At 46.4% G+C, this 24,364-nt stretch carries 20 protein-coding genes; 18 read left to right on the top strand and 2 right to left on the bottom strand.

The window, feature by feature from the left end; all coding sequences use genetic code 11:
* The first annotated feature begins 13 nt into the window (after window positions 1–13).
* Together BR63_RS02760 and BR63_RS02765 are read left to right on the top strand one after the other, a co-directional pair.
* Window positions 14–1,744 carry a peptidoglycan D,D-transpeptidase FtsI family protein gene (locus tag BR63_RS02760; RefSeq protein WP_034421703.1) on the top strand — a complete coding sequence of 577 codons (1,731 nt, stop codon included), beginning with the start codon at window positions 14–16 and terminating at the stop codon, window positions 1,742–1,744.
* Window positions 1,745–1,887: 143 nt separating this feature from the next.
* Window positions 1,888–2,826 (top strand): DMT family transporter, encoded by a 939-nt coding sequence (locus BR63_RS02765; protein ID WP_051965654.1) that lies wholly within the window; start codon window positions 1,888–1,890, stop codon window positions 2,824–2,826.
* Window positions 2,827–2,897: 71 nt separating this feature from the next.
* Here BR63_RS02765 and BR63_RS02770 read toward each other — a convergent pair whose 3' ends face one another.
* Window positions 2,898–3,818, bottom strand: coding sequence for a Na/Pi cotransporter family protein (locus BR63_RS02770; RefSeq protein ID WP_051965652.1), 921 nt, complete (start codon window positions 3,816–3,818; stop codon window positions 2,898–2,900).
* A 216-nt stretch (window positions 3,819–4,034) separates the two neighbouring features.
* On the opposite strand from BR63_RS02770, the gene BR63_RS02775 reads away from it, so the two are divergent.
* From BR63_RS02775 to BR63_RS02825, 11 genes are all read left to right on the top strand, one after another.
* Window positions 4,035–4,640 (top strand): 4Fe-4S dicluster domain-containing protein, encoded by a 606-nt coding sequence (locus BR63_RS02775; RefSeq protein WP_243270054.1) that lies wholly within the window; start codon window positions 4,035–4,037, stop codon window positions 4,638–4,640.
* Entirely contained in the window at window positions 4,637–5,536 is a 900-nt protein-coding gene (locus BR63_RS02780; RefSeq protein ID WP_034421702.1) for a CoB--CoM heterodisulfide reductase iron-sulfur subunit B family protein, read from the top strand. The genes BR63_RS02775 and BR63_RS02780 overlap by 4 nt, the downstream gene beginning before the upstream one ends.
* The gene (locus BR63_RS02785; RefSeq protein ID WP_034421700.1) at window positions 5,533–7,512 is read left to right on the top strand and encodes a CoB--CoM heterodisulfide reductase iron-sulfur subunit A family protein; all 1,980 of its coding nucleotides are present in this window, start codon (window positions 5,533–5,535) and stop codon (window positions 7,510–7,512) included. Before BR63_RS02780 ends, BR63_RS02785 begins: the two co-directional genes overlap by 4 nt.
* Complete coding sequence (locus tag BR63_RS02790; protein WP_034421698.1) at window positions 7,503–7,961, top strand: hydrogenase iron-sulfur subunit; 459 nt, start codon at window positions 7,503–7,505, stop codon at window positions 7,959–7,961. Before BR63_RS02785 ends, BR63_RS02790 begins: the two co-directional genes overlap by 10 nt.
* Window positions 7,958–8,845 (top strand): 4Fe-4S dicluster domain-containing protein, encoded by an 888-nt coding sequence (locus BR63_RS02795; RefSeq protein WP_034421697.1) that lies wholly within the window; start codon window positions 7,958–7,960, stop codon window positions 8,843–8,845. The genes BR63_RS02790 and BR63_RS02795 overlap by 4 nt, the downstream gene beginning before the upstream one ends.
* Window positions 8,846–8,857: 12 nt before the next feature.
* Entirely contained in the window at window positions 8,858–9,853 is a 996-nt protein-coding gene (locus BR63_RS02800) for a 4Fe-4S dicluster domain-containing protein (RefSeq protein WP_034421695.1), read from the top strand.
* On the top strand, window positions 9,854–10,693 hold the full coding sequence (locus BR63_RS02805; protein ID WP_034421694.1) for an FAD/NAD(P)-binding protein: 840 nt from the start codon (window positions 9,854–9,856) through the stop codon (window positions 10,691–10,693). It begins immediately after the preceding gene.
* A gap of 142 nt (window positions 10,694–10,835) precedes the next feature.
* Entirely contained in the window at window positions 10,836–12,494 is a 1,659-nt protein-coding gene (locus BR63_RS02810) for a LytS/YhcK type 5TM receptor domain-containing protein (RefSeq protein ID WP_161781867.1), read from the top strand.
* Window positions 12,495–12,511: 17 nt separating this feature from the next.
* A complete protein-coding gene (locus BR63_RS02815; protein WP_051965650.1) occupies window positions 12,512–13,270 on the top strand; it encodes a LytR/AlgR family response regulator transcription factor in 759 nt (252 codons plus the stop codon).
* Window positions 13,271–13,408: 138 nt separating this feature from the next.
* Window positions 13,409–14,395: a TAXI family TRAP transporter solute-binding subunit gene (locus tag BR63_RS02820; RefSeq protein WP_034421690.1), complete on the top strand. Its 987-nt coding sequence runs from the start codon at window positions 13,409–13,411 to the stop codon at window positions 14,393–14,395.
* 101 nt (window positions 14,396–14,496) lie between these two features.
* Entirely contained in the window at window positions 14,497–16,452 is a 1,956-nt protein-coding gene (locus tag BR63_RS02825; protein ID WP_034421688.1) for a TRAP transporter permease, read from the top strand.
* Between the two features lie 37 nt (window positions 16,453–16,489).
* Here BR63_RS02825 and BR63_RS02830 read toward each other — a convergent pair whose 3' ends face one another.
* Entirely contained in the window at window positions 16,490–17,005 is a 516-nt protein-coding gene (locus BR63_RS02830; RefSeq protein ID WP_051965649.1) for a DUF1850 domain-containing protein, read from the bottom strand.
* 175 nt (window positions 17,006–17,180) lie between these two features.
* On the opposite strand from BR63_RS02830, the gene BR63_RS02835 reads away from it, so the two are divergent.
* From BR63_RS02835 to BR63_RS02855, 5 genes are all read left to right on the top strand, one after another.
* Window positions 17,181–19,244 carry a sigma-54-dependent Fis family transcriptional regulator gene (locus BR63_RS02835; protein WP_153802061.1) on the top strand — a complete coding sequence of 688 codons (2,064 nt, stop codon included), beginning with the start codon at window positions 17,181–17,183 and terminating at the stop codon, window positions 19,242–19,244.
* 295 nt (window positions 19,245–19,539) lie between these two features.
* Window positions 19,540–20,916: a GntP family permease gene (locus tag BR63_RS02840; protein WP_034421687.1), complete on the top strand. Its 1,377-nt coding sequence runs from the start codon at window positions 19,540–19,542 to the stop codon at window positions 20,914–20,916.
* Window positions 20,917–21,045: 129 nt separating this feature from the next.
* The gene (locus tag BR63_RS02845; protein WP_034421685.1) at window positions 21,046–22,593 is read left to right on the top strand and encodes an acyl CoA:acetate/3-ketoacid CoA transferase; all 1,548 of its coding nucleotides are present in this window, start codon (window positions 21,046–21,048) and stop codon (window positions 22,591–22,593) included.
* A gap of 17 nt (window positions 22,594–22,610) precedes the next feature.
* On the top strand, window positions 22,611–23,021 hold the full coding sequence (locus tag BR63_RS02850) for a MaoC family dehydratase (RefSeq protein WP_034421683.1): 411 nt from the start codon (window positions 22,611–22,613) through the stop codon (window positions 23,019–23,021).
* Window positions 23,022–23,172: 151 nt separating this feature from the next.
* Window positions 23,173–24,348: an acetyl-CoA C-acetyltransferase gene (locus tag BR63_RS02855; RefSeq protein WP_034421681.1), complete on the top strand. Its 1,176-nt coding sequence runs from the start codon at window positions 23,173–23,175 to the stop codon at window positions 24,346–24,348.
* Window positions 24,349–24,364 lie beyond the last annotated feature (16 nt).

Consider the following 24,364-nt stretch of genomic DNA (forward strand, 5'->3'; position numbering starts at 1 on the left):
TGGGAGGATGTATATGCGAAAAAGGATTATCAGCATCTTAGGTTTATTTACTGTCTTACTTTTTTTACTGGCAGCGCGCACTGCATATTTACAGCTCTGGGACGGGCCCAACAGCGGGCAAACTCTGGCCCAGAAAGCCGTTAAATACCGCTCTCAAGCCATTCCCGGTGAGGAATATTACCGGGGAGAAATTCTGGACCGAAACCTGCAGTCTTTAACGGACAGTGGTATCAGACCCACATTAGTCGCCTTTCCCGCCAGTATTAAAAATGTAAAAGAAACTGCCGCGGAACTGGAAAGGCTCATTGGCCTGGAGGCTGAATATACGGAAACAACCCTAAAAAAAGGACAAGAATCCCAGGGAAACCGGACGCCCCTGATCCTAAAGGCTAATTTGGATACGGTCCAGGTTGAAATTTTGACAACCAGGAAACTTCCGGGGATTGCCGTTCTTCCCATCAAAACAAGGTATGGGCCTAAGGCTGTGGCCAACCACCTGATAGGTCACCTGAACAGTATCAGTGAAAAACAGTGGAAAAAATTTTCGGAGCAAAAAAGGACGGCGGAAACCAATCCCCGGGTCCCCACTGCTTACAAGATTACGGACAAGATGGGCGTGGCCGGACTGGAAGCCAAGTTTGAAGATGTCTTAAAGGGTTCCCGTCCGGAAAGCAGGATTATCGGTATTGCCGACGCCAATGGCCAGCTTTTGCAGGGCTTGGGTTATAAAATACAACATGACCGGGCCGACGCCTGGCGCAATCATCTGGTCTTAACCCTGGACCGCAGGTATCAGGAAATAGTGGAAAAGGTTATGGACGAGCACATTGGGAGAGGTGCCGTAGTTGTTCTGGATATACCCACGGGAGACGTGTTGGCCGTAGCCAGTCGTCCTAACTTTAATCAAAACGAGGTAGGTAAATACCTCACGGGATTTGATGAATTGATTGACCGTACCCAAAGGGTTGCTTTTTTCCCCGGGTCAGTCTTTAAGATGGTAGTCGCTGCCGGAGTTCTGGAAGAACATTTACTTCAACCGGAAGAAACCTTTACCTGTACCGGTACGTATACTTTTCCTGATGGTACGGAAATTAAATGTTTGCGGGAACATGGCCAGGTTACTTTTTACGATGCCGTCAGCAAATCTTGTAATACGACTTTTGTGCAACTGGGCCTTAGACTGGGCAACAGTAAATTAACCGAATATGCTGTAAAACTGGGTTTTACGGTAAATATCAACAGTAAATCTCCACCGGCCAAACTGGGCAATACATCCATTGGGCAGCAGGGGGTTTTGGTAAGCCCGCTGCAAATCGCCAATCTCTATGCTACACTTGCCCGTAACGGTGCTTACATAACACCCCGCATTGTAGCCGAGATTAGAAATCATCAGGGTGATTTGATCCAGGAATTTCCTAATAAACCACCTGTTCAGGTTATAAGTAACGATACTTGCAATATCCTGAAAAAGGCCCTTGTTTTGACGGCGCAATCAGGTTCAGGCAAACAGGCCTGGGTAGAAGAAAAGGGAACGGGGGGAAAAACCGGTACGGCCCAAGCCAATGATAAGGATAAGGTAATCGCCTGGTTTGCCGGTTTTACGCCCGTGGAAAATCCTCGCCTGGCTATTGCCGTCATGATTGAAGAAAACGAGGGAGGACACAATTCAGGTTTAAGGGGGGGCGATAATGCTGCACCCGTGTTTAAGAAAATAGCGGAAGAGATTTTTAAAATTGATAATTAATTTCAGCCAGGCTGCGGCCTGGCTTTTCTGCCAATAATTCATTAAATCGAAGCTGGGGAGGATAAGCATGAGTTGACATAAAATTAAAAAATAGTGTACAGTTTTATTGTTGTTTTATTTATAACAGGAGATGAAGTTGAGACGTGTTTAAGAATACCCATTTAGCCACGTATATGTTTTTAATGCTAACGGTAGCCATCTGGGGTGGTACCTTTGTGGCCGTAAAAATTATTGTTGCCGATGTAGCTCCTCTGGTTGGCGCTTTTCTTCGTTTTTTGCTAGCATCTTTGTGCTTAATTCCGGTATTAATCTATAAGGAAAAAAGCACTGCCCTTGTTTCCAAAAGAGATATACCACTGCTCATCCTCCTGGGCTTATCGGGCATTACTTTTTATAACTTCTTTTTCTTCAACGGGTTGGCTATGACAAGTTCTATTAATGGTGGGTTAATCATCGCTTTTTCCCCTGTTTTAACCACTGTATTATCACCCTTTATCCTGGGAGAAAACTTAAGGCTTCGTCAGGTCCTGGGTTTTGTCATCTCCTTAAGCGGGGTAATATTTATTATTTCCAAAGGTTCACTGTCCCTGTTGGCATCTTTGCAGGTGAATAAGGGAGATATTTATATCAGTGCCGGAGCATTCTGCTGGTCTGTATACTCCATGGGCGGTAAGATTGCTACCAGAAAATACAGTCCTCTGCTTAGTACAACCTATGCCTGTACGCTGGGGACCTTTTTCTTATTGATAGCGGCGTTCCCTCAGTTACAGAGTTTTTCCCTGCAGCAGTTGACTTATAAAAGTATGACAGCCCTCATTTTTATGGGTGTGGTTGCTTCCGCCCTGAGTTTCGTCTGGTGGTATGACGGCATCAAAAAAATCGGTGCCAGTAAAGCTGCCATCTTTCAAAACTTTATCCCGGTTTTTTCTGCCCTCTTTTCTGTGCTGATTCTGGGGGAAAAGTTCAAAATCTATCACTTTTCGGGTGCTGTACTGGTAATTCTGGGTGTGCTCATCAGTAATCAAAAGAGAAACTGCTTCTCCCGCCTCAGTTCTGTTGTTAAAAATCCCGATCACCTTTGACACCATTATAAACCTCCTTGGTAGTTTTCCCGGTTTATTATGCTGCAGGTGAAAGGGAATAAACTTAAAAGTTATTTTCGTTTTTCCGGAATGATAAGGGTGAGAAATTTAGTAAAGGGGCGAAGAAAGGGCAGCATGAGCAGGGAGGAAATGACATTAAAAAAGGTATGGGTATTGGCGATTTGGTGGGTCAAGGTTGAACTGATGGCCACCATGGCTTGGGCAAAAGGGGAAATAAAGGGGTAAAAAAGGATAACACCGAAAAGATTGATAAAAACGTGGGCCCAGGCTACTCTTTTGGCCGTGGTATTGGCAGATAAGCTGGCCAATAAGGTGGTGACGCAGGTACCTACATTAGAACCAAGGATTAATCCTGTTGCCGTAAGAAGAGAAATCTGGCCATTTTTGGCCAGGACCATGATTAAACCGGAAAATACACTGCTTGACTGGATTATCCCTGTGACAACCATCCCATAAATAATAGCTGTTAAAGGATGAGACGCGGTACGCAGGATATCCTGGATAACGGAAAAGGCCTCCGGGGACAGAAAAGATGTACTAATTGTTTTCATTCCACCAAAAATTAAAGCTAGGCCTAAGATAAGTTTCCCAAGGTTTCTCCAGCGGTAAAACGGTATAAGACAACAACCTAACACCCCGAGGGGCAGGGCCAGGTTTTCCACAGGGAAAGCCAGTATTTGGGCGGTAATTGTGGTGCCAATATTGGCGCCCAGGACGATACCCAAAGCCTGGGACAATTCCAGGATACCGCTGTGCACCAAACCTACTGTGACAACAGACACCGCACTGCTGGATTGTAAAACAGCGGTCACCACGGTTCCCCAAAATAAGCCTTGCAGGGGGGAAGAGGTATAGCGGCGCAAGGCACTAGCCATTGGACCATTGGCCATTTTGCTTAGGGAAGTGTTTAAAAGGAGGATACCACAGGCAAAAAGCGTTAAACCACTTACAAAGTAAAAAGCTATCAGCATGTTAACCTCAATTCTGTTTAACTAAAAAGAAAGTATTAGTAGTTTTTATTACCAATGGGAACGTATTATTCTTTTCTTTCGAGAGTAAGCAGAAATCCAAAACATATAAAATATTTATATGAAAAATGAACAAAAAATTTGGGAAGGAAATTGTTTGTTCGAGGAGAAAATATAAGGTATAATAAGTGAAAATTGTTACATTTATGAGTTGACTCAATGTTAAAAAACCTGGAGGAAGTGAGGGTGTTTATGGAGCGGATTAATCTGACACCGGGTTTGGCCCAGGCAAAACCAATCAGAGATTCTCTGAAAGAACACTATGGTACTGATGTGGGCCGCTGTTATCAATGTGGCAAATGTACCGCTGGATGCCCAGTGGCTTTTGCCATGGATTATACGCCCCGGGAAATTGTACGGCTGTTACAATTAGGTTTGAAGGAGGAGGCCCTTAAGTCCAAAACCATCTGGCTGTGCGCCACTTGTGACACATGTTCTACCAGGTGCCCCAGAGAAGTGGAACCTGCCAAGCTTATGGAAGGATTGCGCCAGGAGGCCAAAGCCAAAGGTCTTGTGGCTGACAAAAGGCTTGACCTTTTTAATGACCTTTTCCTGCAACTTGTAGAAAAATACGGGCGTGTCCATGAAATGGGGTTGATTTTGAAGTTTAATCTCCTTTCGGCCCAACCCCTGAAAGATGCCGGACACGGACCCGGTATGTTCCTTAAAGGGAAAATCAATCCATTGCCGCACACCATTAAAGATAACGGCGAGGTCAAACAAATCTTTGCCAGGGTGCGTGACCTAGGAGGTGAGGGTAAGTGAAATTAGCCTATTATCCCGGCTGTTCCTTAAGTACCACAGGAATTGAATATAATATGTCCACCCTTGCAGTAGCCAGGACCCTGGGGCTGGATTTATGGGAAATACCCGAGTGGAACTGTTGTGGAGCCTCTTCTGCCCATTTGACCAATCATCTTTTGGCCCTGGCCCTGCCTGCCAGGAATCTGGCCATTGCGGAGGAGGCAGGACTCGATGTGGCTGTTCCCTGTGCAGCCTGTTTTGCTCGTTTTAAAGCAACGGAGGCTGCGGTAAAGGATTCCGCGGAGACCCGTGCTACCATTGAGGAAGTGATCGGGAGAAAGTATGAAGCCAAATACACTGTAAAATCTCTCCTTGATGTCTTTGTTAATACCGTAGGTCTTTCCCAAATTAAAACCCTGGTCAATAGACCTTTGGAAGGTTTGAAAGTGGCTCCCTATTACGGCTGTTTACTGGTCCGTCCCCATAAGATCACCCAGTTTGATGACCCGGAAGATCCTGTCACCATTGACCAAATAATGTCGGCTATTGGCGCAGAGCCGGTCTACTGGGGCTTTAAGACAGAGTGCTGCGGCGCTGCCCATCCTACAGTTGTACCGGAAGTGGGCTTGAAAATGCTGAAGAGTATCTACCAGGGGGCCAGGGATGCCGGCGCCGACTGTATTGTTACTGCTTGTCCCCTCTGTCTCACCAACTTGGACATGAGACAGAAAGAAGTAGGGGAGCAGAACAATACCCAGTACAATCTGCCTGTCTTTTACTTTACCGAACTGGTAGGCCTGGCCTTAGGCCATGATCCCCATACCCTGGGTATTGATAAACATTTTGTGGATGCCTTGGCTTTCTTAAAGAATAAGGGGTTTTTGAATCCTGTTCAAAACAGGAGGGATAGTGAATGAAGCGCGTTGGCGTATTTATTTGTCACTGTGGTACCAATATTGCCCATACAGTGGACTGTGAAAAGGTAGCCAAAACAGCTGCCGAGTTTCCCCATGTCGTTTTTAGCACTGACTACAAGTATATGTGTTCCGAACCGGGCCAGATGGTGATTAAAAATGCCATCAAGGAACATAAACTGGACAGGATCGTGGTAGCTTCCTGTTCTCCCCGCATGCATGAACCAACCTTCAGAAAGTGTATGGAAAGTGCGGGGCTCAATCCCTATCTCCTGGAAATGGCCAACATCAGGGAACACTGTTCCTGGGTTCACCCGGACAAGGAGAAGGGAACGGAGAAAGCCATTGACCTGGTTAAGATGGCCGTGGCTAAGGTAGTAAAAAACACCCCCCTGACCCGGTCCAGTATTCCTATTCATAAAAGAGCACTGGTGATCGGAGGAGGTATTGCCGGTATTCAGGCGGCCCTGGATATCGCCGATGCCGGTTATGTCGTCGATATTGTAGAGAAAGAACCCAGTATCGGCGGGCGTATGGCCCAGGTGGATAAAACTTTCCCCACTTTGGACTGTTCTGCCTGTATTCTCACCCCGAAAATGGTGGATGCCGCCCAGCATCCCAATATCAACCTGGTTACCTACAGTGAGATTGAAAAAGTGGAAGGCTATGTGGGTAATTTTGAGGTGACGATTCGCCATAAAGCACGTTCTGTTGATGTGAGCAAGTGTACCGGCTGCGGCACCTGCTGGGAAAAATGCCCCACCAAGGTGGCAAGCGAGTTTGAACTGGGCCTGGGAACGAGAAAAGCCATCTATACCCCCTTCCCCCAGGCAGTCCCTAATAAACCCGTTATCGACCGGGACAACTGCCGCTATTTTAAGACCGGCAAGTGTATGGTCTGCCAGAAGCTGTGTCCCACGGGAGCTGTAGATTATACCCAGGAGGATCAACTGGAAACCATCCGCTATGGCGCTATCGTCGTGGCCACCGGTTTTGACCTTTTTGACCACAGCGTCTATGGTGAGTACGGGTATGGTAAATATCCCGATGTCATTACCGGATTACAGTTTGAACGCTTAATCAATGCCTCGGGTCCCACCGCCGGCAAAATCAAAAGACCATCTGACCATAAGGAACCTAAAACCATTGTTTTCATCAAATGTGTAGGTTCCCGGGATGAAGCCAAAGGTAAACCTTACTGTTCCAAGACTTGCTGCATGTATACGGCCAAGCACGCTACGCTGGTTAAAGAAAAGATTAAAGACTCTCAGGCCATCGTTTTCTATATGGATGTGCGGACCCCCGGTAAAAATTATGAGGAATTCTACCAGAGAGCAGTAGACGAATATGGTGTCCAGTATGTCCGGGGACGCGTTTCTAAAATATACCAGAAAGGTGATAAGCTCATCGTGAAAGGTGAGGACACCCTTCTGGGTAAACAAGTGGAAGTGGAAGCAGATATGGTAGTCCTGGCTACAGCCATGGTAGCCCGCAGTGATGCCGGGGACCTGGCCCGCAAGGTCGGTTTCTCTTATGACCAGCATGATTTCTTTACCGAAGCCCATCCCAAATTGAGGCCTGTGGAAACTCATACGGCCGGGGTATACCTGGCTGGCGCCTGCCAGGGTCCCAAGGATATTCCCGATTCCGTATCCCAGGCCAGCGCTGCCGCTGCCAAAGTCTGCGGCTTGTTGAGCAAGAATGAGATGGCCACAGAACCTATTATTTCTGCCGTTAATGAAAGCATTTGTTCCGGCTGTGGTCTCTGTATTTCCATCTGTCCCTATAAAGCCATTGACCTGAAAACCATCACAGAGAGGGTACATGGTAAAATCCATGAACGTCAGGTAGCAACTGTGAATAACGGTCTCTGCCAGGGCTGTGGAGCCTGCACCGTAGCCTGTCGTTCAAGCGCCTTAAATCTCAGAGGCTTTACCAATGAACAAATCCTTGCGGAGGTGGATGCTTTATGTCTATAGAAGCTGTCAAAGCCGATAAAGCAGCTTCCCAGGAAAACTGGGAACCAAAGATCCTGGTTTTTGCCTGTAACTGGTGTACCTATGCTGGAGCTGACTTAGCCGGCTTAAGCAGGCTCCAGTATCCACCCAATGTGCGTATTTTACGGGTTCCCTGTTCCGGGCGGGTTAACCCCCAGTTCGTCATCCGTGCTTTCCAAAAAGGTATTGACGGGGTTCTGGTGGCAGGATGCCATCCCGGTGACTGTCATTATGCCACAGGCAATTACTTCACCCGCCGCCGTTATCTAGTCATGCAGCGCCTATTGGAATTTATGGGCATGGACCCGGCGCGTTTTCAGGCCCGCTGGATTTCAGGTTCGGAGGGACCCAAATTCCAGCAGGTTGTGACACAGCTAACCCAAGATATTAAGGCCCTGGGGCCGAACAGGAAGTTGAGGGATATGGAATGAACCAGCACACTGTAAAGATGCGTGAACTCGCCCGTGAACTTCTGTCCAGCGGTCAGGTGTCCCTGGTGCTAGGCTGGGAAAAAGGAAACCTGTGGTACAAATCACCCCCTGTTTTCATCTCGCGGGTGGAGGATGTGGAAAAGCTTATCTTTGATGAATTCTGTCATAACAACTTGGCCAAATACCTTATGGACCTGGTGCATCATTCCGGTAAAATTGCTGTCTTTGTCAAAGGCTGTGACAGCAGGGCCATCAACCGGCTGCTCCAAGACAACCAGATCAAACGGGAGAAGCTTTATATCGTTGGCGTTCCCTGCCCCGGCTTAAAAGACCCCGATGACGCCGTAGGCAAAAAACAGGGGGCCGAAGTTAAAAACTCGGCTAAATGTGCGACTTGTAGTTATCCCAATCCCGTAGTGTATGATGCTCTCCTATGGGAAACGGTACCTGTAAATACAACTAAAGCTCCCGTGGAGGAGTTAATCGCCAAACTGGATAGTATGACTCCCGATGAAAGATATGCTTACTGGACAGAACAATTCAGCCGCTGTATTCGCTGTTTTGCCTGCCGTAACGTCTGTCCTGCCTGCAACTGCCGGGAGTGCTGCTTCGACCAGGCCGAACCCGACTGGCTGGGCAAGGCCAATAACCTGTCGGAAAACCAGTTCATGCAGATGACACGGGCTATGCACGTGGCAGGGCGCTGTATCGAATGCGGCGAGTGTGAGCGGGTCTGTCCCATGAATATACCCCTTATGGCCATTAACAAGAAAGTGGCCCGGGATATCGCCGAGCTATTTGGTGAGTGTGCCGCCGGCTTAGACTTGGAGAAAAGACCACCTCTGGGACATTTCGACTTAAATGACCCTGAAAAGTTTATGTAGGAGGTGGAGCGAATGAAAACCATTGTAAAATCACGACTTGCTGAGTTGTTACAAACAATGGCCCAGGACTTCAGGGTTTTGGTGCCCGTTAAATCAGAGGCTATCAGCCAATTTGTACCATGGCAGGAAGGTTTGACGGTGAACCTGGAAGGGAATACGGTTTTGCCGCCCAAAGACATTTTCTTCCCCCAAACGGAGAAAATGTACAAATTCAAAGTTAAGGGGAGTTCCGTAGATATAGAGGAATTTGCAGAAGATGTACAGAAACAGGTTATCTTCGGTATACGTTCCTGTGATATGCAGAGCATCGATTGCCTTGATAAGGTATTTTTAACCAAAGGTTATGAAGACCAGTTTTACAAAACCAAGCGGGAGAAGACCCTGCTTGTTGCCTTATCCTGTACTAAGCCTCAGGATACCTGTTTTTGCGAATCTATGGGTTTAAATCCCCAGGAAGCTCCGGGAGCAGATGTCCAGGGCTATGATCTGGGGGATGCTTTAGGGTTTGTGGCCAAAACACCGGAGGGTGAGGAATTGCTGGCTAAGTACGGCAGCCTCTTTACAGAGGTTAATGCCGTTCCCCAAAAGGTAGAGGGCTTTAATCTCAAAGCTGATGTGGCAGGAATACCTGAGAAACTGGCTAAAATGTTCGACCATCCCATATGGGGTGAGGTAAGCCAAAAGTGTTTGGGCTGCGGGGCATGCGCTTATCTGTGCCCAACCTGTCATTGCTTTGATATTTCCGGAACTGTTAAAGGAGACCAGGGCTATAAGTTCCGCTGCTGGGACTGCTGTATGTTTTCCGAATATACCCGGATGGCAGGGGGACATAATCCCCGGCCCAGCAAAAAAGAACGGGTACGGAACAGGTTCTTGCACAAACTTTACTACTTTAAGGACCGCTATGGGCAGCTTTTATGTACGGGCTGTGGTCGCTGCATTGCCAAGTGCCCTGTAGGTATGGATATCACCGCCATTATTGAAAAAATAAAGGAGGCGGAGGTCTAAATGTCTGTTAGTACTGCTGATATCAAAAGAATCAACCCCCTGATTCCCATACGGGGCAAGATAACGAAAATTGTCCAGGAAACGCCTGATGTTAAAACCTTTCATATAACTACCCTGGACGGACAAAAACCCTTTACTCCGCTGCCCGGGCAACTGGCCATGTTTTCTATACCCCAGGTGGGTGAAGCCATGTTCTCCATCACTTCCCAAGGGCCTAATCATCTGGAAATGTCTATAAAAGAGGTGGGCCAGCTCACCAGGTTCCTCCATGAAGTGGAGGAGGGGCAGGAATGCGGTATCAGGGGTCCTTATGGCAACGGTTTTCCCATAGACTACTGCAGAGGAAAAGACCTGCTCTTTATTGGCGGCGGCATCGGTCTGGCGCCTGTCAGAAGCTTAATTAATTATTGTGTGGAAAACAGGAAGGATTTTGGAAAACTTATTGTCGTGTATGGGGCCCGTTCTTATGCCGATTTGGTTTTCAAAGAAGACCTCTTTGAAAACTGGCCCAAAGTGGAAAACATGGAAGTGTTCGTTACCATTGACAGGGCAGAAGAAGGATGGAACGGTCATGTAGGCTTTGTCCCTGCCTATGTGGAAGAATTGAACATCAGCCCCATGGTGACCATCACCTGTGGTCCACCCATCATGATCAAGTTTGTACTTCAGTCCCTGGCGAAAATGGGCTTCAACGACAAGGATGTGATCACCACCTTAGAGATGCGCATGAAATGCGGCATTGGTAAATGCGGCCGCTGCAATATTGGCAGCTGCTATGTCTGCCTGGATGGGCCGGTCTTTACCCTGGAACAATTAAAGCTCTTGCCGCCGGAATATTGATGTAAATGTAAAAACCTGCTGAGAAAATCAGCAGGTTTAATTATTCAGGTAAAAGGAGAAGGATAATGTACTGCCGAACTTATTTAATTAAACTATGTTAATAACAGGGGGGGTTACTATTTTCAATCTTCTGATAGAAGTTATGAAAAATTCGGCCCTTATTGCTATCGTCGCTTATTTGCTGATTCATACCAGATCCTTACGCCGCGCTTTGGAAGGAACGGCCAAAGGAAAAGATAAGCTGCTTTTGGCCATGGTCTTTAGCCTGTTATCAGTGGCGGGGAATTATCTTGGTATTCCCGTAATGGGAGGGGCCCTGGCCAATAACCGCATTGTAGCTCCCGTGGTTGGAGGATTATTGGTAGGACCGGAAGTAGGTATTGTGGCCGGTTTGATCGGCGGGATACACCGCCTGTTTTTAGGAGGCTTTACCGCTGAAGCCTGTGCAGTGGGTAACATTGCTGTGGGTATACTTGGGAGTTTGATTTATCTGAAACGGGGGCCTACGAAGATTAATGGCAAAGTGGCCCTGGTTACCGGCTTTATTGCAGAATTGATTGTAAAAGCAATAGTGCTCATAATGGTTAAGCCTTTTTCCAGTGCACTGGCTCTGGAAAAGATGATCGCCGTACCCACCATTTTGGCCAATACCCTGGGAATTGCCATTTTTGTGACCATGGTCCAGAGTGTACGTTTCGAACATTTGAAGGTTGGGGCATCATATGCTGAACAAGCCCTTAATATAGCCAGCCAAACCTTACCCATTCTGCGTCAGGGGCTGACTTCCCAAGCTGCTTTTAAGGTAGCAAGTCTGATTTTACAAGAAACAAAAGTAGCAGCAGTCGCCATTACAGACCGGGAGCATATCCTGGCTTTTGTGGGCAGTGGTTCGGAGCACCATAAGACAGGTTCTCCTATTCTTACCCCTGTAACTCATCAGGTGATAGGAACTGGCTTGACCCAGGTGGTTTTGGATAAAGAAACACTGGCTTGCCCCCATCCCGGGTGTTCCTTACACAGTGCTGTTATTGTGCCCCTTTATATCCGGGATGAGATCATAGGGTCTTTCTGTATGTTTAAAGCCAACGGGGAAGAGATATCCCCTGCCGAGCGTAAACTAGCCGAAGGAATCAGTAATCTTTTGAGTTTACAATTGGAAGTGGCCCAGCTCAATGAACAAAGCAAATTGCTGGCCCGTGCCGAGTTTGCCGCTCTAAAAGCCCAGGTCAATCCCCATTTTCTTTTTAACACATTGAGTGTAATCATGTCTTGCTGCCGTTCTAACCCAGAAGAAGCGCGAGAACTGTTAGTGCATTTATCTCACCTTTTACGGCGCAGGTTGAGAGAAAATGATGATTTTGTTCCCCTGCGGGAGGAGCTGGAGGCAATCAATGAATACCTGGCCATTATCAAAGTGCGTTTTGGGGATAGACTCCGGATAAAAATAGCTATCCAGGAAGAAACCATGGATTTTCTTATTCCCGTCTTTTCGGTGCAACCCTTAGTAGAAAATGCTATCAGACATGGGCTTTTAGCGAAAGAAGACAACTGTTATCTGGAATTAAAGGCCTTTCTGAAAACAGATCATACGCTCCAGGTAGAAGTTTATGACAATGGGGTCGGTATTACACCGGAAGTGCTGGAGCGAATTAAGCTGGGAATTAAGTCTTCCAACGGCGGGGTAGGACTCACCAACATTATGCAGCGACTGAAACTGCTTTACGGAGAACGGGGAAGTTGTACCCTCAAAACCGCTGTAGGTGAGGGTACCAGAGCGATCCTTGTGCTTCCCAGAATATGAAGTAAGGAGTGGTACAGTTGGTCTATCGTGTCTTCTTTGCTGATGATGAACCACTTATTTGTAATGAACTTAGGTACATCCTGGAACAGGAACCTGATATAGAAATTGTGGGAGAATGTTATGCAGGAAGTAAGGTTGTTGGAGAAATCAAAAAGTATAAACCCCATGTAGTTTTTTTAGATATCAATATGCCTGGCAGTTCCGGGATAGAAATAGCCAGCCAGCTGGTACAAGAACCATTTCCGCCTCTGGTCATATTTGTAACCGCTTATGAAGAATATGCCATTGCTGCTTTTAAAGTAAATGCTATTGGTTATGTTCTTAAACCCTTTACAGGAGAAGATATTCAAAAGGTATTAAGACAGGTAAGAATCCTCCTGGGGCGTCAGGTTCAGTATACGGACAGATTACAGAAAACTCTAGACATTCTGCAAAATAATAAATTAAAAAGGATACCTGCTGAGAAGGACGGAAAGATTTTTCTCATTGATCCAGAAGAAATTCACGTAATATTAGTTAAAAATAAAATAACCTATATCCAAACACAGCATCATGAATATATATCAAATCAACCCCTGTTGCATCTGGAGGAAAAACTTATCGGGAGTCACTTTTTTCGCTGTCATAGAAACTTCCTGGTGAATCTAAAAAAGGTTAAAGAAATTATTCCCTGGTTTCATGGTACCTATCTTTTAGTTGTTTATGCCAAAGATAAAATGGAGATACCGGTCAGCAGGTACAGGGTAAAAGATTTCAAAGAACTAGTGGATTTATAAAAATGTCCTGCTACTTAGACTAAAATAAGGACTAATCAGCCGTGAAAAATGACCAATCAGGGCAAAATCCTTCATGTTTTCTAAAATATATCTTTTAATAATATTTAGAAAACTATTTTTTAGTGGGGAGGATAATTCATGAAAAAAATAATTGCCCTGATTTTGGTTCTAAGCCTGATCCTTACATTAGCGGTAGGCTGCGGTAGCAGCAGTAATGGGGGTAAGCCGGCAGAGCCTAAGAAAGAACCTGTCTACATTACCATTGCCACAGGTGGCAGTTCCGGACCTTACTTTGCCCTGGGTGGCGCGGTTGCAAAACTGTTTAATGAGAAAATCCCTGGCGCCAATGCTTCGGTACAGTCTACAGGTGCTTCAGCCGTTAATGCTACTCTCCTGGGTGAGAAAAAGGCTGAACTGGCTTTTGCCATGAACGATGTGGTGTCCTATGCTTATACCGGAACCGAAGTATTCAAAGATAAAGGTGCTGTGAAAAATTTACGGGGTTTGGCCGCACTTTATCCTAACTATGTTCAGGTGGTTACTTTAGCAAAAACGGGTATCAAGTCCATTTATGACTTGAAAGGAAAAAGAGTTGGCGTGGGGGCTCCGGGCAGCGGTACGGAAGTCAATGCCCGCCAGATCCTGGAAGCTCACGGTATCACCTATAAGGATATCAAACCTGATTATCTCTCCTATGCTGAGGCCATTGAACAGATGAAAAACGGAGCGGTAGATGCAGCCTTCTTAACCTCAGGCTTGCCAAACTCCAACATTTTGGACCTGTGTACTACCCAGGATGTGAAGATCGTACCTATTGATCCCAAGGCAGTAGAAAAGCTGGCAGAAAAATATCCTTTCTATACCTCTGTACTTATCCCTGGCGGTACTTATGACGATAAAGAAGACGTGCCTACCGCTGCGGTAACTACTATTTTGGTAGTCCGGGAAGATATGAAAGAAGACCTGGTGTACAATATGACCAAAGTCATCTTTGAAAACCTTGATGTTTTAGTAAGTACCCATTCAGCCGCTAAGGATATCAAACTGGAAAAAATTAAGAAAGGGATGCCCATTCCTTTCCACCCAGGCGCGGAAAAATACTTTAAAGAAAAGGGCATCAACTAATTAGAGGCTGTACATCGCTATGCCATTACGAGGAGGGGTATCCATGATACCCCCTCTCCTCATATTCCCAGCATAAACTATAAGATGAGGAGGTTCGGTTGATGAGTAACGTCACTGGCGAAAGGACGCAGACCGAAGCCCAGGTAGAACAAGTCTTAAAAAACTATGATACTGAATCACGTTTTCGTAAATTTACCAGTCATCATGTTACCCGGACAGTAGCTTTTATGGCTATTGCTTTATCCTTATTCCATCTGTACACAGCATGGACAGGACCCTTAGTTACTCTGAAGCATCGAGCTCTCCATACTTCGGTAGTGATGGCCCTGGTTTTCCTTTTATACCCCTTTTCTAAGAAGAGTGCCGGGGATAAGCTGACAGTAGTGGATATTCTGCTGGCTATTCTTTCCCTGGCTACAGGAGCATATATTTTAATAGACTATAATGGAATTGTTTTAAGGGCAGGAATGCCCAATAACACGGATCTCATCTTTGCCTTTATTACGCTGCTCCTGGTTTTGGAGGCTGGACGGCGCATCACGGGAAAAGAATTGGCTATTCTAGCTGTGATCTTTTTAGCTTATGCTTATTTTGGACGTTCCCTTCCGGGAAATCTCCTGTCCCATCGCGGTTATGGAATTAAAGATATTTTGGACTATATGTATCTGACCACGGAAGGTATCTTTGGTATACCCATTGGTGTATCCTCCACCTATATTATTTTATTTATACTCTTCGGCTCGTTCCTGGATAAGTCCGGTATGGGACAATTCTTCAATGATTTGGCCATGGCCCTGGCCGGTACCAGCCGCGGCGGCCCGGCTAAAGTAGCGGTAGTATCCAGCGGTTTTATGGGTTCTATCAACGGCAGCGCTGTGGCTAACGTGGTCACTACCGGGTGTTTTACCATTCCTTTAATGAAAAAGGTAGGCTACAGGCCGGAGTTTGCGGGGGCAGTAGAAGCCGCCGCTTCCGTGGGCGGGCAGATTTTGCCGCCCGTCATGGGGGCTGCCGCCTTTATTATGGCCGAAACCCTGGGCGTGCCATATCTAAAGATAGCCATTGCCGCTGCAGTACCGGCCGTTCTTTATTATCTTGGTATTATTATGATGGTGCATTTACAGGCTTGCAAAAGGGGCCTGCAAGGTATCCCCAAAGAGGAGGTTCCCCGGGTCTGGGATGTTCTAAAATCCCGCGGCCATTTGCTTCTTCCTCTGGTGGGCCTGGTTTATCTTTTAGTTAAGGGTTATACGCCTATTTATGCCGCCTTTTACTCCATCGTCCTCACCGTATTGGTGAGTGCCCTGAAAAAGGAAACACGGATGTCCTTCCGGGATATATTAAAAGCCTTGGAAGATGGTACCCGTACTGCACTGGGTGTAGCCATGTCCTGTGCCATTGTGGGTATCATTGTGGGTGTGGCTACTCTTACCGGTTTCGGACTGAAATTGGCTTCGGCCATTCTCCTTGTGGGGCAGGGGAATCTCTTTATCACCCTGGTTTTAACCATGATCGCTTGTCTGATTCTGGGAATGGGGTTACCATCCATACCGGCTTATATTATTACGGCTACTATGGCCGCTCCGGCCCTGGCCAAGATGGGTGTACCACCTCTAGTGTCCCATATGTTTGTCTTCTATTTTGGTATGCTGGCCAATTTAACGCCGCCTGTAGCTCTGGCAGCCTTCGCTGGGGCAGGCATTGCCGGCGCCAATCCCACCAGTACAGGTATCCAATCTATGAAGCTGGCCCTGGCCGGATTCATTGTTCCTTTTGTCTTTGTATATTCGCCTTCGCTGATGCTGATCAATACTACCTGGCTTGATGCTGTGATGGTGACGATTACTGCTACCATCGGGGTCATTGCCCTGGCTGGAGCGGTGGAAGGCTATTTATTGACTCATGCCAATGCCTTAACCCGGGTACTTTTACTTGTGGGTGCCCTTTGTATGATAAAACCTGGTGTGATCACAGATGTCGTAGGGATAGTGGTTATTGCTGCGGCAGTTCTCCTCCAAAGGATGGAAATAAAAAAGAAACGAGAGATAACAGCCTAGAAAAGAAAGAACCCGGTTATACACAACCGGGTTCTTTTTATGCCAACATTTTTTTCCAATACAATTTTAGAGCTGACCAAAAATATGCTCCCCGGGATAGCTTCTGCAAAGAAAGGCTCACTTTGGTGTTATCGGGAACGAGAAGGGAAAGGTTATAATCTTGGTTCCCGATTTTTAAATGATAAAGGGCATAATGAGAAAGGTAGAAAGGGAGTGAGGTATAGGGTTGGTTGAGGTTTTTATAGACGATAAAGCCGTTCTCCAGGGCATACCTGCCTGGTGAAACATTGGGAACACCTGCCCCGTATGCACGAAATCGTGTCTCTACTAAAACAAATTCCTGGTTCTTCAGGTTGACCCGGAATGTTTCCTCCCAGGGCTGCAGTTCTACGGAGTGACGCCAGGCCAGGCTAAATTCTTCTTTGTCTTTCACCAGTGCAAGAAAATAGCCTTCTGATGTAAGCTGATCACTCAGGACAAGGCAAGTTTGGGGTACAGACAATGACCATATGATTAAGGCACAGGTGAGAAAAAAATAGAACTTATTCTTCATAGTACCCTCCCTTTATCCTTTAATATTACTAAATTTATACTTCGCGGGGGATTTTCCTGCTGATCTATCCCATAAACAAAGAACATAATGTTGGAAAGAAATAAAAGCAGGAGTTTTAAAAGAACTGTCTAATATTGTAGACAGTTCTAAAAACCCTGTTAAGGAAGTGTGTCCAGTGAAACTGCATGATTTGTTAATAGCGGAACCTGTGACCTGTAGAGAAGATGTGACATTAGGAGACGTGGCCCAACTGTTGAACAACGGTAAAGTAAAGACCATACCCATTGTCAAGGAAGATGGTAAAGTCCTGGGCATGGTAACGGGAAAGAGCATTGCCCAGGCTCTTTTAAAAGAAGTCCCCCTGTATACGCCTGCGGTAGGTTTCATTGAAGAAGTGATACAGTTTTCTGGTGAAACCATGCTGGGCAGTGTCTTGGATTATCCTTTGGACCGTTTGGTGGTAGTTGACCAGGACCAGCGATTTCTGGGGGTAATCTCAGAAGAACAGCTCTTTTCCAACCTTTTACGCCAGCGGGACCGTATCATCAGTGAATTAAACGCCATTCTGGACGGCAGCAACAACAGTATTATTGCCATCAATAAAGAAGGCCGGGTTATTGTTTATAATAAGTCGGCAGAGAAGGTTTTAAAAGTACCCACCGGTGAAGCCATCGGTAGGCCTATTGAAGAACTGATACCGTACACCCGTTTACCGGAGATTGTGGTAACAGGGAAACCCCAGATCGGCCAGCGCTTCGTATTTGGTAACTCCACCTTTATCACCAATCGTACGCCCATTGTCAGAAACGGAGAGGTCATAGGCGCTGTAGCCATCTTCCAGGATATTACGGAACTGCAGAATATCATGGAGGAATTGACTCAGGTCAAAGAATACCAAAAAATACTGGAGACCATTCTGGATAATGCTTACGACGGCATCGTGGTGGTGGATGCCAACGGTATTATTACCATGTTTAATAAGGCTTACGCTGAGTTCCTGAAAATTCCCCGGGAAAAAGCCTTAGGAAAGCACGTAACCCAGGTGATAGAGAATACACGGATGCACATTGTGGCCCAGACCGGTAAGGCCGAAATCGGGGATGTCCAGAGAATCCACGGTCACGACATGGTGGCTATGCGCCTGCCTATTGAAAAAGATGGCAAGATTATCGGGGCGGTGGGAAAGGTAATGTTTAAAGATATTAAAGAACTAATAGCCCTGGCCCATAAAGTCAGCAAACTGCAGACAGAATTAGAATACTATAAGGATGTTGTGAAACAATACCAAGGTGCCCGCTTTACTTTTCAGAATATTGTGGGTAACAGTCCCCAGATGCAGGAAATTAAAACCATGGCCATGCGGGTGGCCCGGAACAATTCTACTGTCTTAATCCGGGGGGAAAGCGGAACGGGCAAGGAACTTTTTGCCCATGCCATTCACTATGAAAGCAGCCGCAAAAACGGACCTTTTGTCAAAGTGAACTGTGCCGCCATACCGGAAAACCTTTTGGAGTCTGAATTATTTGGCTACGAGGAAGGCGCTTTTACCGGCGCCAAAAAAGGCGGTAAGATTGGCAAATTTGAACTAGCCAATAAAGGGACGATTTTTCTGGATGAAATCGGCGATATGTCTCTTTCCATGCAGGTTAAACTGCTGCGTGTCCTGCAAGAAAAAGAAATAGAAAGGGTAGGGGGAATTAAACCCATACCTGTAGATGTACGGATCCTAGCGGCCACAAACCGTAACCTGGAAGAATTGATGGAGAAAAATCTCTTCCGTAGTGATCTTTACTACCGGTTAAATGTCGTAGAATTAAAAATACCTCCTTTACGTCACAGGAAGGAAGATATACCTGATCTTATACATTACCTGTTGGAGAAACTTTGTACCAGTATGGGGCACCTGGTTTTACCAATTGATGAAGAAGCTGTGCAGTGTCTGGTGAATTATCACTGGCCGGGCAACATCCGGGAACTGGAGAACGTCTTAGAACGCTGCCTGAACCTGGTAGAAGGCGGTGCCATTAACGTTGTTCACCTGCCTTTCCATATCAGGCGTCCGGAAATTGAGGGAGACGATTCTTCCCTCTTATTAAAAAATCTTTTGGAAGAAACAGAGCGCATGGCCATTATCAAAGCTTTAGAAGTTTGCAAGGGCAATAAAATTAAGGCCGCAAAAATGTTGGGTATCTGCCGTGCGAATATTTATCAAAAAATTGAAAAGTATGGAATTATATAAAAAGTACAATATTATAGATGAATGTCTACAATTATGGACTCATTCACTGAATCCTTTTTCATCAAGGGTTCCGTTGAAAGAATCCTGAACAATCTAAAAAAATAGACACCAACAAGCCTTCCTCCTATCAGAACAAGCCATGATGCGGCTTGCCCGTTTCTAGAGATATTGGCATGATACTTGCATTAGTATTAAGTGTACTTGTTTTAGAAAAATCATCGTGGAGAAAGGAGGATAGCGACAAAGGCACCCTTACATTACCCTGAGAGATAATATAAGGAGGTTGGTGTAAACTATGGTACTTGGCATTATTTTATCACTTATTCTCTTAACAATTATTGCTTATCGTGGCTTTTCAGTTATTTTGTTTGCTCCCGTTTGTGCTCTCGTGGCTGCAGCTACGGCAGGACTCCCACTGCTACCTACTTATACTGAAGTTTTTATGGTTAAAGCAGTGGGATATGTTAAAAACTTCTTTCCCATATTCCTGTTAGGTGCTGTTTTTGGAAAGGTTATGGAGGAAACAGGCGCAGCCAAAGCTATAGCCCACTGGATTACTTTAAAACTGGGACCAGCTAAGGCGGTGACTGCCGTTGTCCTGGCCTGTGCCGTGCTGACCTACGGTGGAGTAAGCCTTTTCGTGGTAGCTTTTGCTGTTTATCCTTTTGCTGCTGCTCTCTTTAAAGAGGGTAATATCCCCAAGAGATTAATCCCCGCCTGTATTGCCCTTGGTTCTTTCACCTTTACCATGACTGCCTTCCCAGGTACCCCGCAGATCCAAAACCTGATACCAGGTAAATATTTTGGCACGGATGCGTACGCAGCGCCCACTGTTGGTATTATTGCCGGTTTAATGATGGCCATTGGTGGCATTGCCTGGCTGGAATGGCGCAAGCGAAAACTTATGGCTGCCGGTGAAGGTTACGGAACGGGGCACATCAACGAGCCCGAGGAAAAGAATCATGAAAATCTTATGAATCCTATTGTGGCCATGTTGCCTCTCTTTACCGTTTTAGTGTTGAACTATGTTCTAACCACGGTGATCAAAGGCTGGGATCCTGCGTTCCTTAAGCCTTATGGTGTTACCCTAGCCAGTGTGACGGCGACCTGGGCCCTTATCATTGCCTTAGTTGTTGGTATAGTTTTGGCCCTAATTATCGGATGGAACAATGTTAAGGGTGAAGCCAGGCTGCATAAAGCCCTGAACACAGGAGCTATCGGTTCCCTTCTTGCTATTATGAATACGGCTTCCGAGGTGGGTTACGGTAACGTTGTATCCAGCCTGCCCGGATTTAAACAAGTTGCCGATTTTATGATGAGTATTGACCCCGGAACTCCCCTTGTTTCTGAGGCAATTACCGTAAACGTCCTGGCAGGTATTACAGGTTCTGCTTCCGGCGGTATGAGTATTGCTCTGGAAGCCATGGGTAAACAATATTTGGATTGGGCCAATGCAGTCGGATTGAATCCCCAGTTGCTCCATAAGATTGCTTCCCTTTCCTCCGGCGGTTTTGACTCTTTGCCCCACAACGGTGCCGTTATTACCTTGCTGGCCATTTGTGGGATGAACCACAGGGCCTCTTATCCCGATATCGGTATGGTATCCGTTGTAATCCCCTTCGTATCAACCTTCTTTGTCATTATCCTGGCCACACTTTTCGGAATTGTGTAATCCTGGCCTGACCTAAGTGAAAAGTAAAATAAACAGCTTCCGGGCCAACTCCGGAAGCTGTTTAGTCGAAAAGCAGTTTTTCTTGTGTTCACGAAATATATTATAAACTAAAACAGGGAGGGCTAGATTATGTCACCTAAATTTCTCACTGCCCGTGAAGCGGTTGAACTGATTAAAGACAATGATATGGTGGCAACCGGAGGTTTTGTGGGCAACTGTCATCCCGAAGAGCTTACTATAGCCCTGGAAGCCAGATTCTTGGAAACGGGAACCCCTAAAGGCATTAGTCTTATTTATGCTGCCGGTCAAGGTGACGGTAAAGACCGTGGCTTAAACCACCTGGGTCATGAGGGCCTGATTAAAAGGGTTATCGGGGGCCACTGGAACTTAGCCCCCAAACTTGGCAAACTGGCTGCGGAAAATAAGATAGAGGCCTACAACCTGCCCCAGGGGGTTATCTCTCACCTTTTCCGGGATATAGCCGCTGGTAAGCTTGGTACCATCACCCATGTGGGTTTAAAGACCTTTGTCGATCCCCGGGTAGAAGGCGGTAAGATCAACAGTGTTACTAAAGAAGATATTGTAGAAGTTATTACCATCGCCGGCAAGGAGAGATTGTTCTATAAGGCTTTCCCCATTGACGTAGCCTTGATCCGTGGCACCACCGCAGATGAAAAAGGGAATGTCTCCATGGAAAAAGAAGCTGTATCTTTAGAGGCCACAGCCATGGCTCAGGCTGTAAAAAATTCCGGCGGTACAGTGATCGTGCAAGTAGAAAGGGTAGTTAAAGCAGGGACCATTGATCCAAAACTAGTAAAGATTCCAGGTATCTATGTAGATGCCGTCGTCGTGGCCGAGCCGAAGAACCACATGCAGACCTTTGGCGAACAATACAATCCATCTTATACAGGGGAGATCAGGGTACCTGTAACCCAGGTGAAGAGTATCCCCCTTGATGAAAGAAAAATTATTGGACGCAGGGCAGCTATGGAACTCAAACCCGACACCATTGTCAACCTGGGTATCGGTATCCCCGAAGCCGTAGCTATGGTAGCTAATGAAGAGGGTACTGGCGAATACATGACCTTAACCGTAGAGGCCGGTCCGGTGGGAGGTATTCCTGCAGGAGGCTTGAGTTTTGGCGCCGCCATTAACCCGGAAGCCATCCTGGATCAGCCTTACCAGTTCGATTTTTATGACGGAGGCGGCATAGATTTGGCCTTTTTGGGGATGGCTGAGACTGATGAGGCCGGTAACGTCAATGTCAGCAAACTCGGTTCAAGGGTAGTAGGCTGTGGAGGATTTATCAACATTACCCAGAATGCCAAGAAGGTCTTTTTCTGCGGTACATTCACCGCCGGCGGCCTGGAAATTGCCGTGGATGACGGGAAACTGGTCATCAAGCAAGAGGGTAAGGTTAATAAATTCATCAAAAAAGTTGGCCAGATTACTTTCAGCGGTGCTTATGCCCAGGAAATCCGGCAGCCCGTCATGTACATTACAGAAAGGGCTGTGTTTGAACTGAAAAAAGACGGGTTATATCTTACTGAAGTGGCTCCCGGCATTGATATTGAAAAGGACATCTTAGCCCATATGGATTTTGTGCCCAAAATGGAAGGTACACCTAAACTTATGGATGAAAGAATCTTCAAACCGGAACCAATGGGTATAAAATAAGGGAGGAGGGTCTCTTCATGAGAACCTATGATGACATTAAGGTAGGAGACAAAGATTTTGTAAAAAAAGTGGTAACAGAGGCTGATGTAGCGGACTTTGCCCGCATTAGTACAGACAATAATCCTGTACACCTGGACGAGGAGTATGCCAAAACGACGCCTTTCAAATCACGGATAGCCCATGGTATGTTTAGTGCCGGGCTTATCTCGGCTGTCCTGGGGACTAAACTGCCGGGTTACGGAACCATTTATCTTTCCCAGGATTTAAAGTTCCGGGCTCCCGTTTACCTGGGTGATGAATTGACCGCCTATGTAGAAGTGGTAGAGAAAATTGATGCCAAGAAACGCCTGAGAATGCGTACCTGGGTAGAAAACCAGAAAGGTAACGTCGTTACTGAAGGCGAAGCCATGGTCATGTTTAATGTTTAGTCAAATGAACAAAGAGTTTTGCCTTAAATAAATCATTGCTAAAAAATAGCAGGATTATAAGTTATCTAGCAGAATATTAATCAGGGGAGGTTACTTTGGTAATCCCCCTTGGTCACTTTATTTAAAATTTATGGAGGAGGTAATTGAGAGTATGAGGGAAGTTGTGATAGCAAGTGCTGTTCGTACACCCATCGGCAGTTTTGGGGGCTCTCTTGCGGAAGTAAGCGCTGTTGATTTAGGTGCCCTTGTAATCAAAGAAGCATTAAAAAGAGCCAGTGTTGCTCCGGAGAATGTGGATGAAGTAATTATGGGGTGTGTTTTACAGGCTGGCCTGGGACAAAATGTCACCCGCCAGGCAGCGCTGAAAGCCGGTTTGCCTATATCCACACCGGCATTAACCATCAATAAGGTTTGTGGTTCGGGTCTCAAAGCGGTAATTATGGCAGCCCAGGCTATTATGGTGGGAGATGCAGATATTATAGTGGCCGGAGGAACGGAGAATATGTCCCAGTCTCCTTATCTCTTACCTAAAGCCCGTTTTGGCTACCGCATGGGTCCGGGGAAATTGGAAGACTCTATGATTAAAGATGGCCTCTGGTGCGCCATGTCTGATTATCATATGGGCATTACCGCAGAAAACATTGCCGAGCAGTGGGGAATTACCAGGGAAGAACAGGATAAGTTTGCAACCATCAGCCAAAACCGGGCAGAAAAAGCCATCAAAGAGAATAGGTTTGCTGCAGAAATTGTTCCTGTGCAAGTTCCTGTCAAAGGCGGCTTTAAAGAATTTGCGGTGGATGAATTTCCCCGGACCGGAGTTACCGAGGAACAACTGGCTAAATTAAAACCTGCTTTTAAAAAAGATGGAACAGTCACCGCAGGAAATGCTTCAGGAATCAATGATGGGGCAGCCGCACTGGTCTTAATGACGGCAGAAAAAGCCAAGGAGCTGGGCATTAAGCCATTGGCCCGTTTCGTGGCTGGTGCTTCAGCCGGCGTTGATCCCAGCATCATGGGTATCGGTCCTGTTAATGCTACTAAGAAAGCCCTGGCTAAAGCAAACTGGCAAATCGCCGACCTGGATTTGATAGAAGCTAACGAAGCTTTTGCCGCTCAATCCCTGGCTGTCGTTAAAGACTTGGGACTGAATCCTGAATTTGTCAATGTTAACGGCGGGGCCATTGCCCTGGGTCATCCCATTGGTGCCAGCGGGGCCAGAATTCTTGTAACCCTTCTCCATGAAATGATCAAACGTGATGCCAAAAAAGGCTTAGCCACCCTCTGCATTGGCGGTGGCCAAGGTGTTTCTGCCCTGGTGGAGAGATAAGGGGAATTTAGCGGCT

Source organism: Thermanaerosceptrum fracticalcis (genome assembly GCF_000746025.2).
Lineage (GTDB): Bacteria > Bacillota > Peptococcia > DRI-13 > DRI-13 > Thermanaerosceptrum > Thermanaerosceptrum fracticalcis.

What these genes read in the sequence shown, in the direction of transcription:
- BR63_RS02760 (WP_034421703.1), top strand. Translation starts at nt 14, where the DNA reads ATGCGAAAAAGGATTATCAGCATCTTAGGTTTATTTACTGTCTTACTT.
- BR63_RS02770 (WP_051965652.1), bottom strand. Translation starts at nt 3,818, where the DNA reads ATGCTGATAGCTTTTTACTTTGTAAGTGGTTTAACGCTTTTTGCCTGT.
- BR63_RS02775 (WP_243270054.1), top strand. Translation starts at nt 4,035, where the DNA reads ATGTTAAAAAACCTGGAGGAAGTGAGGGTGTTTATGGAGCGGATTAAT.
- BR63_RS02785 (WP_034421700.1), top strand. Translation starts at nt 5,533, where the DNA reads ATGAAGCGCGTTGGCGTATTTATTTGTCACTGTGGTACCAATATTGCC.
- BR63_RS02790 (WP_034421698.1), top strand. Translation starts at nt 7,503, where the DNA reads ATGTCTATAGAAGCTGTCAAAGCCGATAAAGCAGCTTCCCAGGAAAAC.
- BR63_RS02795 (WP_034421697.1), top strand. Translation starts at nt 7,958, where the DNA reads ATGAACCAGCACACTGTAAAGATGCGTGAACTCGCCCGTGAACTTCTG.
- BR63_RS02800 (WP_034421695.1), top strand. Translation starts at nt 8,858, where the DNA reads ATGAAAACCATTGTAAAATCACGACTTGCTGAGTTGTTACAAACAATG.
- BR63_RS02805 (WP_034421694.1), top strand. Translation starts at nt 9,854, where the DNA reads ATGTCTGTTAGTACTGCTGATATCAAAAGAATCAACCCCCTGATTCCC.
- BR63_RS02810 (WP_161781867.1), top strand. Translation starts at nt 10,836, where the DNA reads ATGAAAAATTCGGCCCTTATTGCTATCGTCGCTTATTTGCTGATTCAT.
- BR63_RS02820 (WP_034421690.1), top strand. Translation starts at nt 13,409, where the DNA reads ATGAAAAAAATAATTGCCCTGATTTTGGTTCTAAGCCTGATCCTTACA.
- BR63_RS02825 (WP_034421688.1), top strand. Translation starts at nt 14,497, where the DNA reads ATGAGTAACGTCACTGGCGAAAGGACGCAGACCGAAGCCCAGGTAGAA.
- BR63_RS02830 (WP_051965649.1), bottom strand. Translation starts at nt 17,005, where the DNA reads ATGAAGAATAAGTTCTATTTTTTTCTCACCTGTGCCTTAATCATATGG.
- BR63_RS02840 (WP_034421687.1), top strand. Translation starts at nt 19,540, where the DNA reads ATGGTACTTGGCATTATTTTATCACTTATTCTCTTAACAATTATTGCT.
- BR63_RS02845 (WP_034421685.1), top strand. Translation starts at nt 21,046, where the DNA reads ATGTCACCTAAATTTCTCACTGCCCGTGAAGCGGTTGAACTGATTAAA.
- BR63_RS02850 (WP_034421683.1), top strand. Translation starts at nt 22,611, where the DNA reads ATGAGAACCTATGATGACATTAAGGTAGGAGACAAAGATTTTGTAAAA.
- BR63_RS02855 (WP_034421681.1), top strand. Translation starts at nt 23,173, where the DNA reads ATGAGGGAAGTTGTGATAGCAAGTGCTGTTCGTACACCCATCGGCAGT.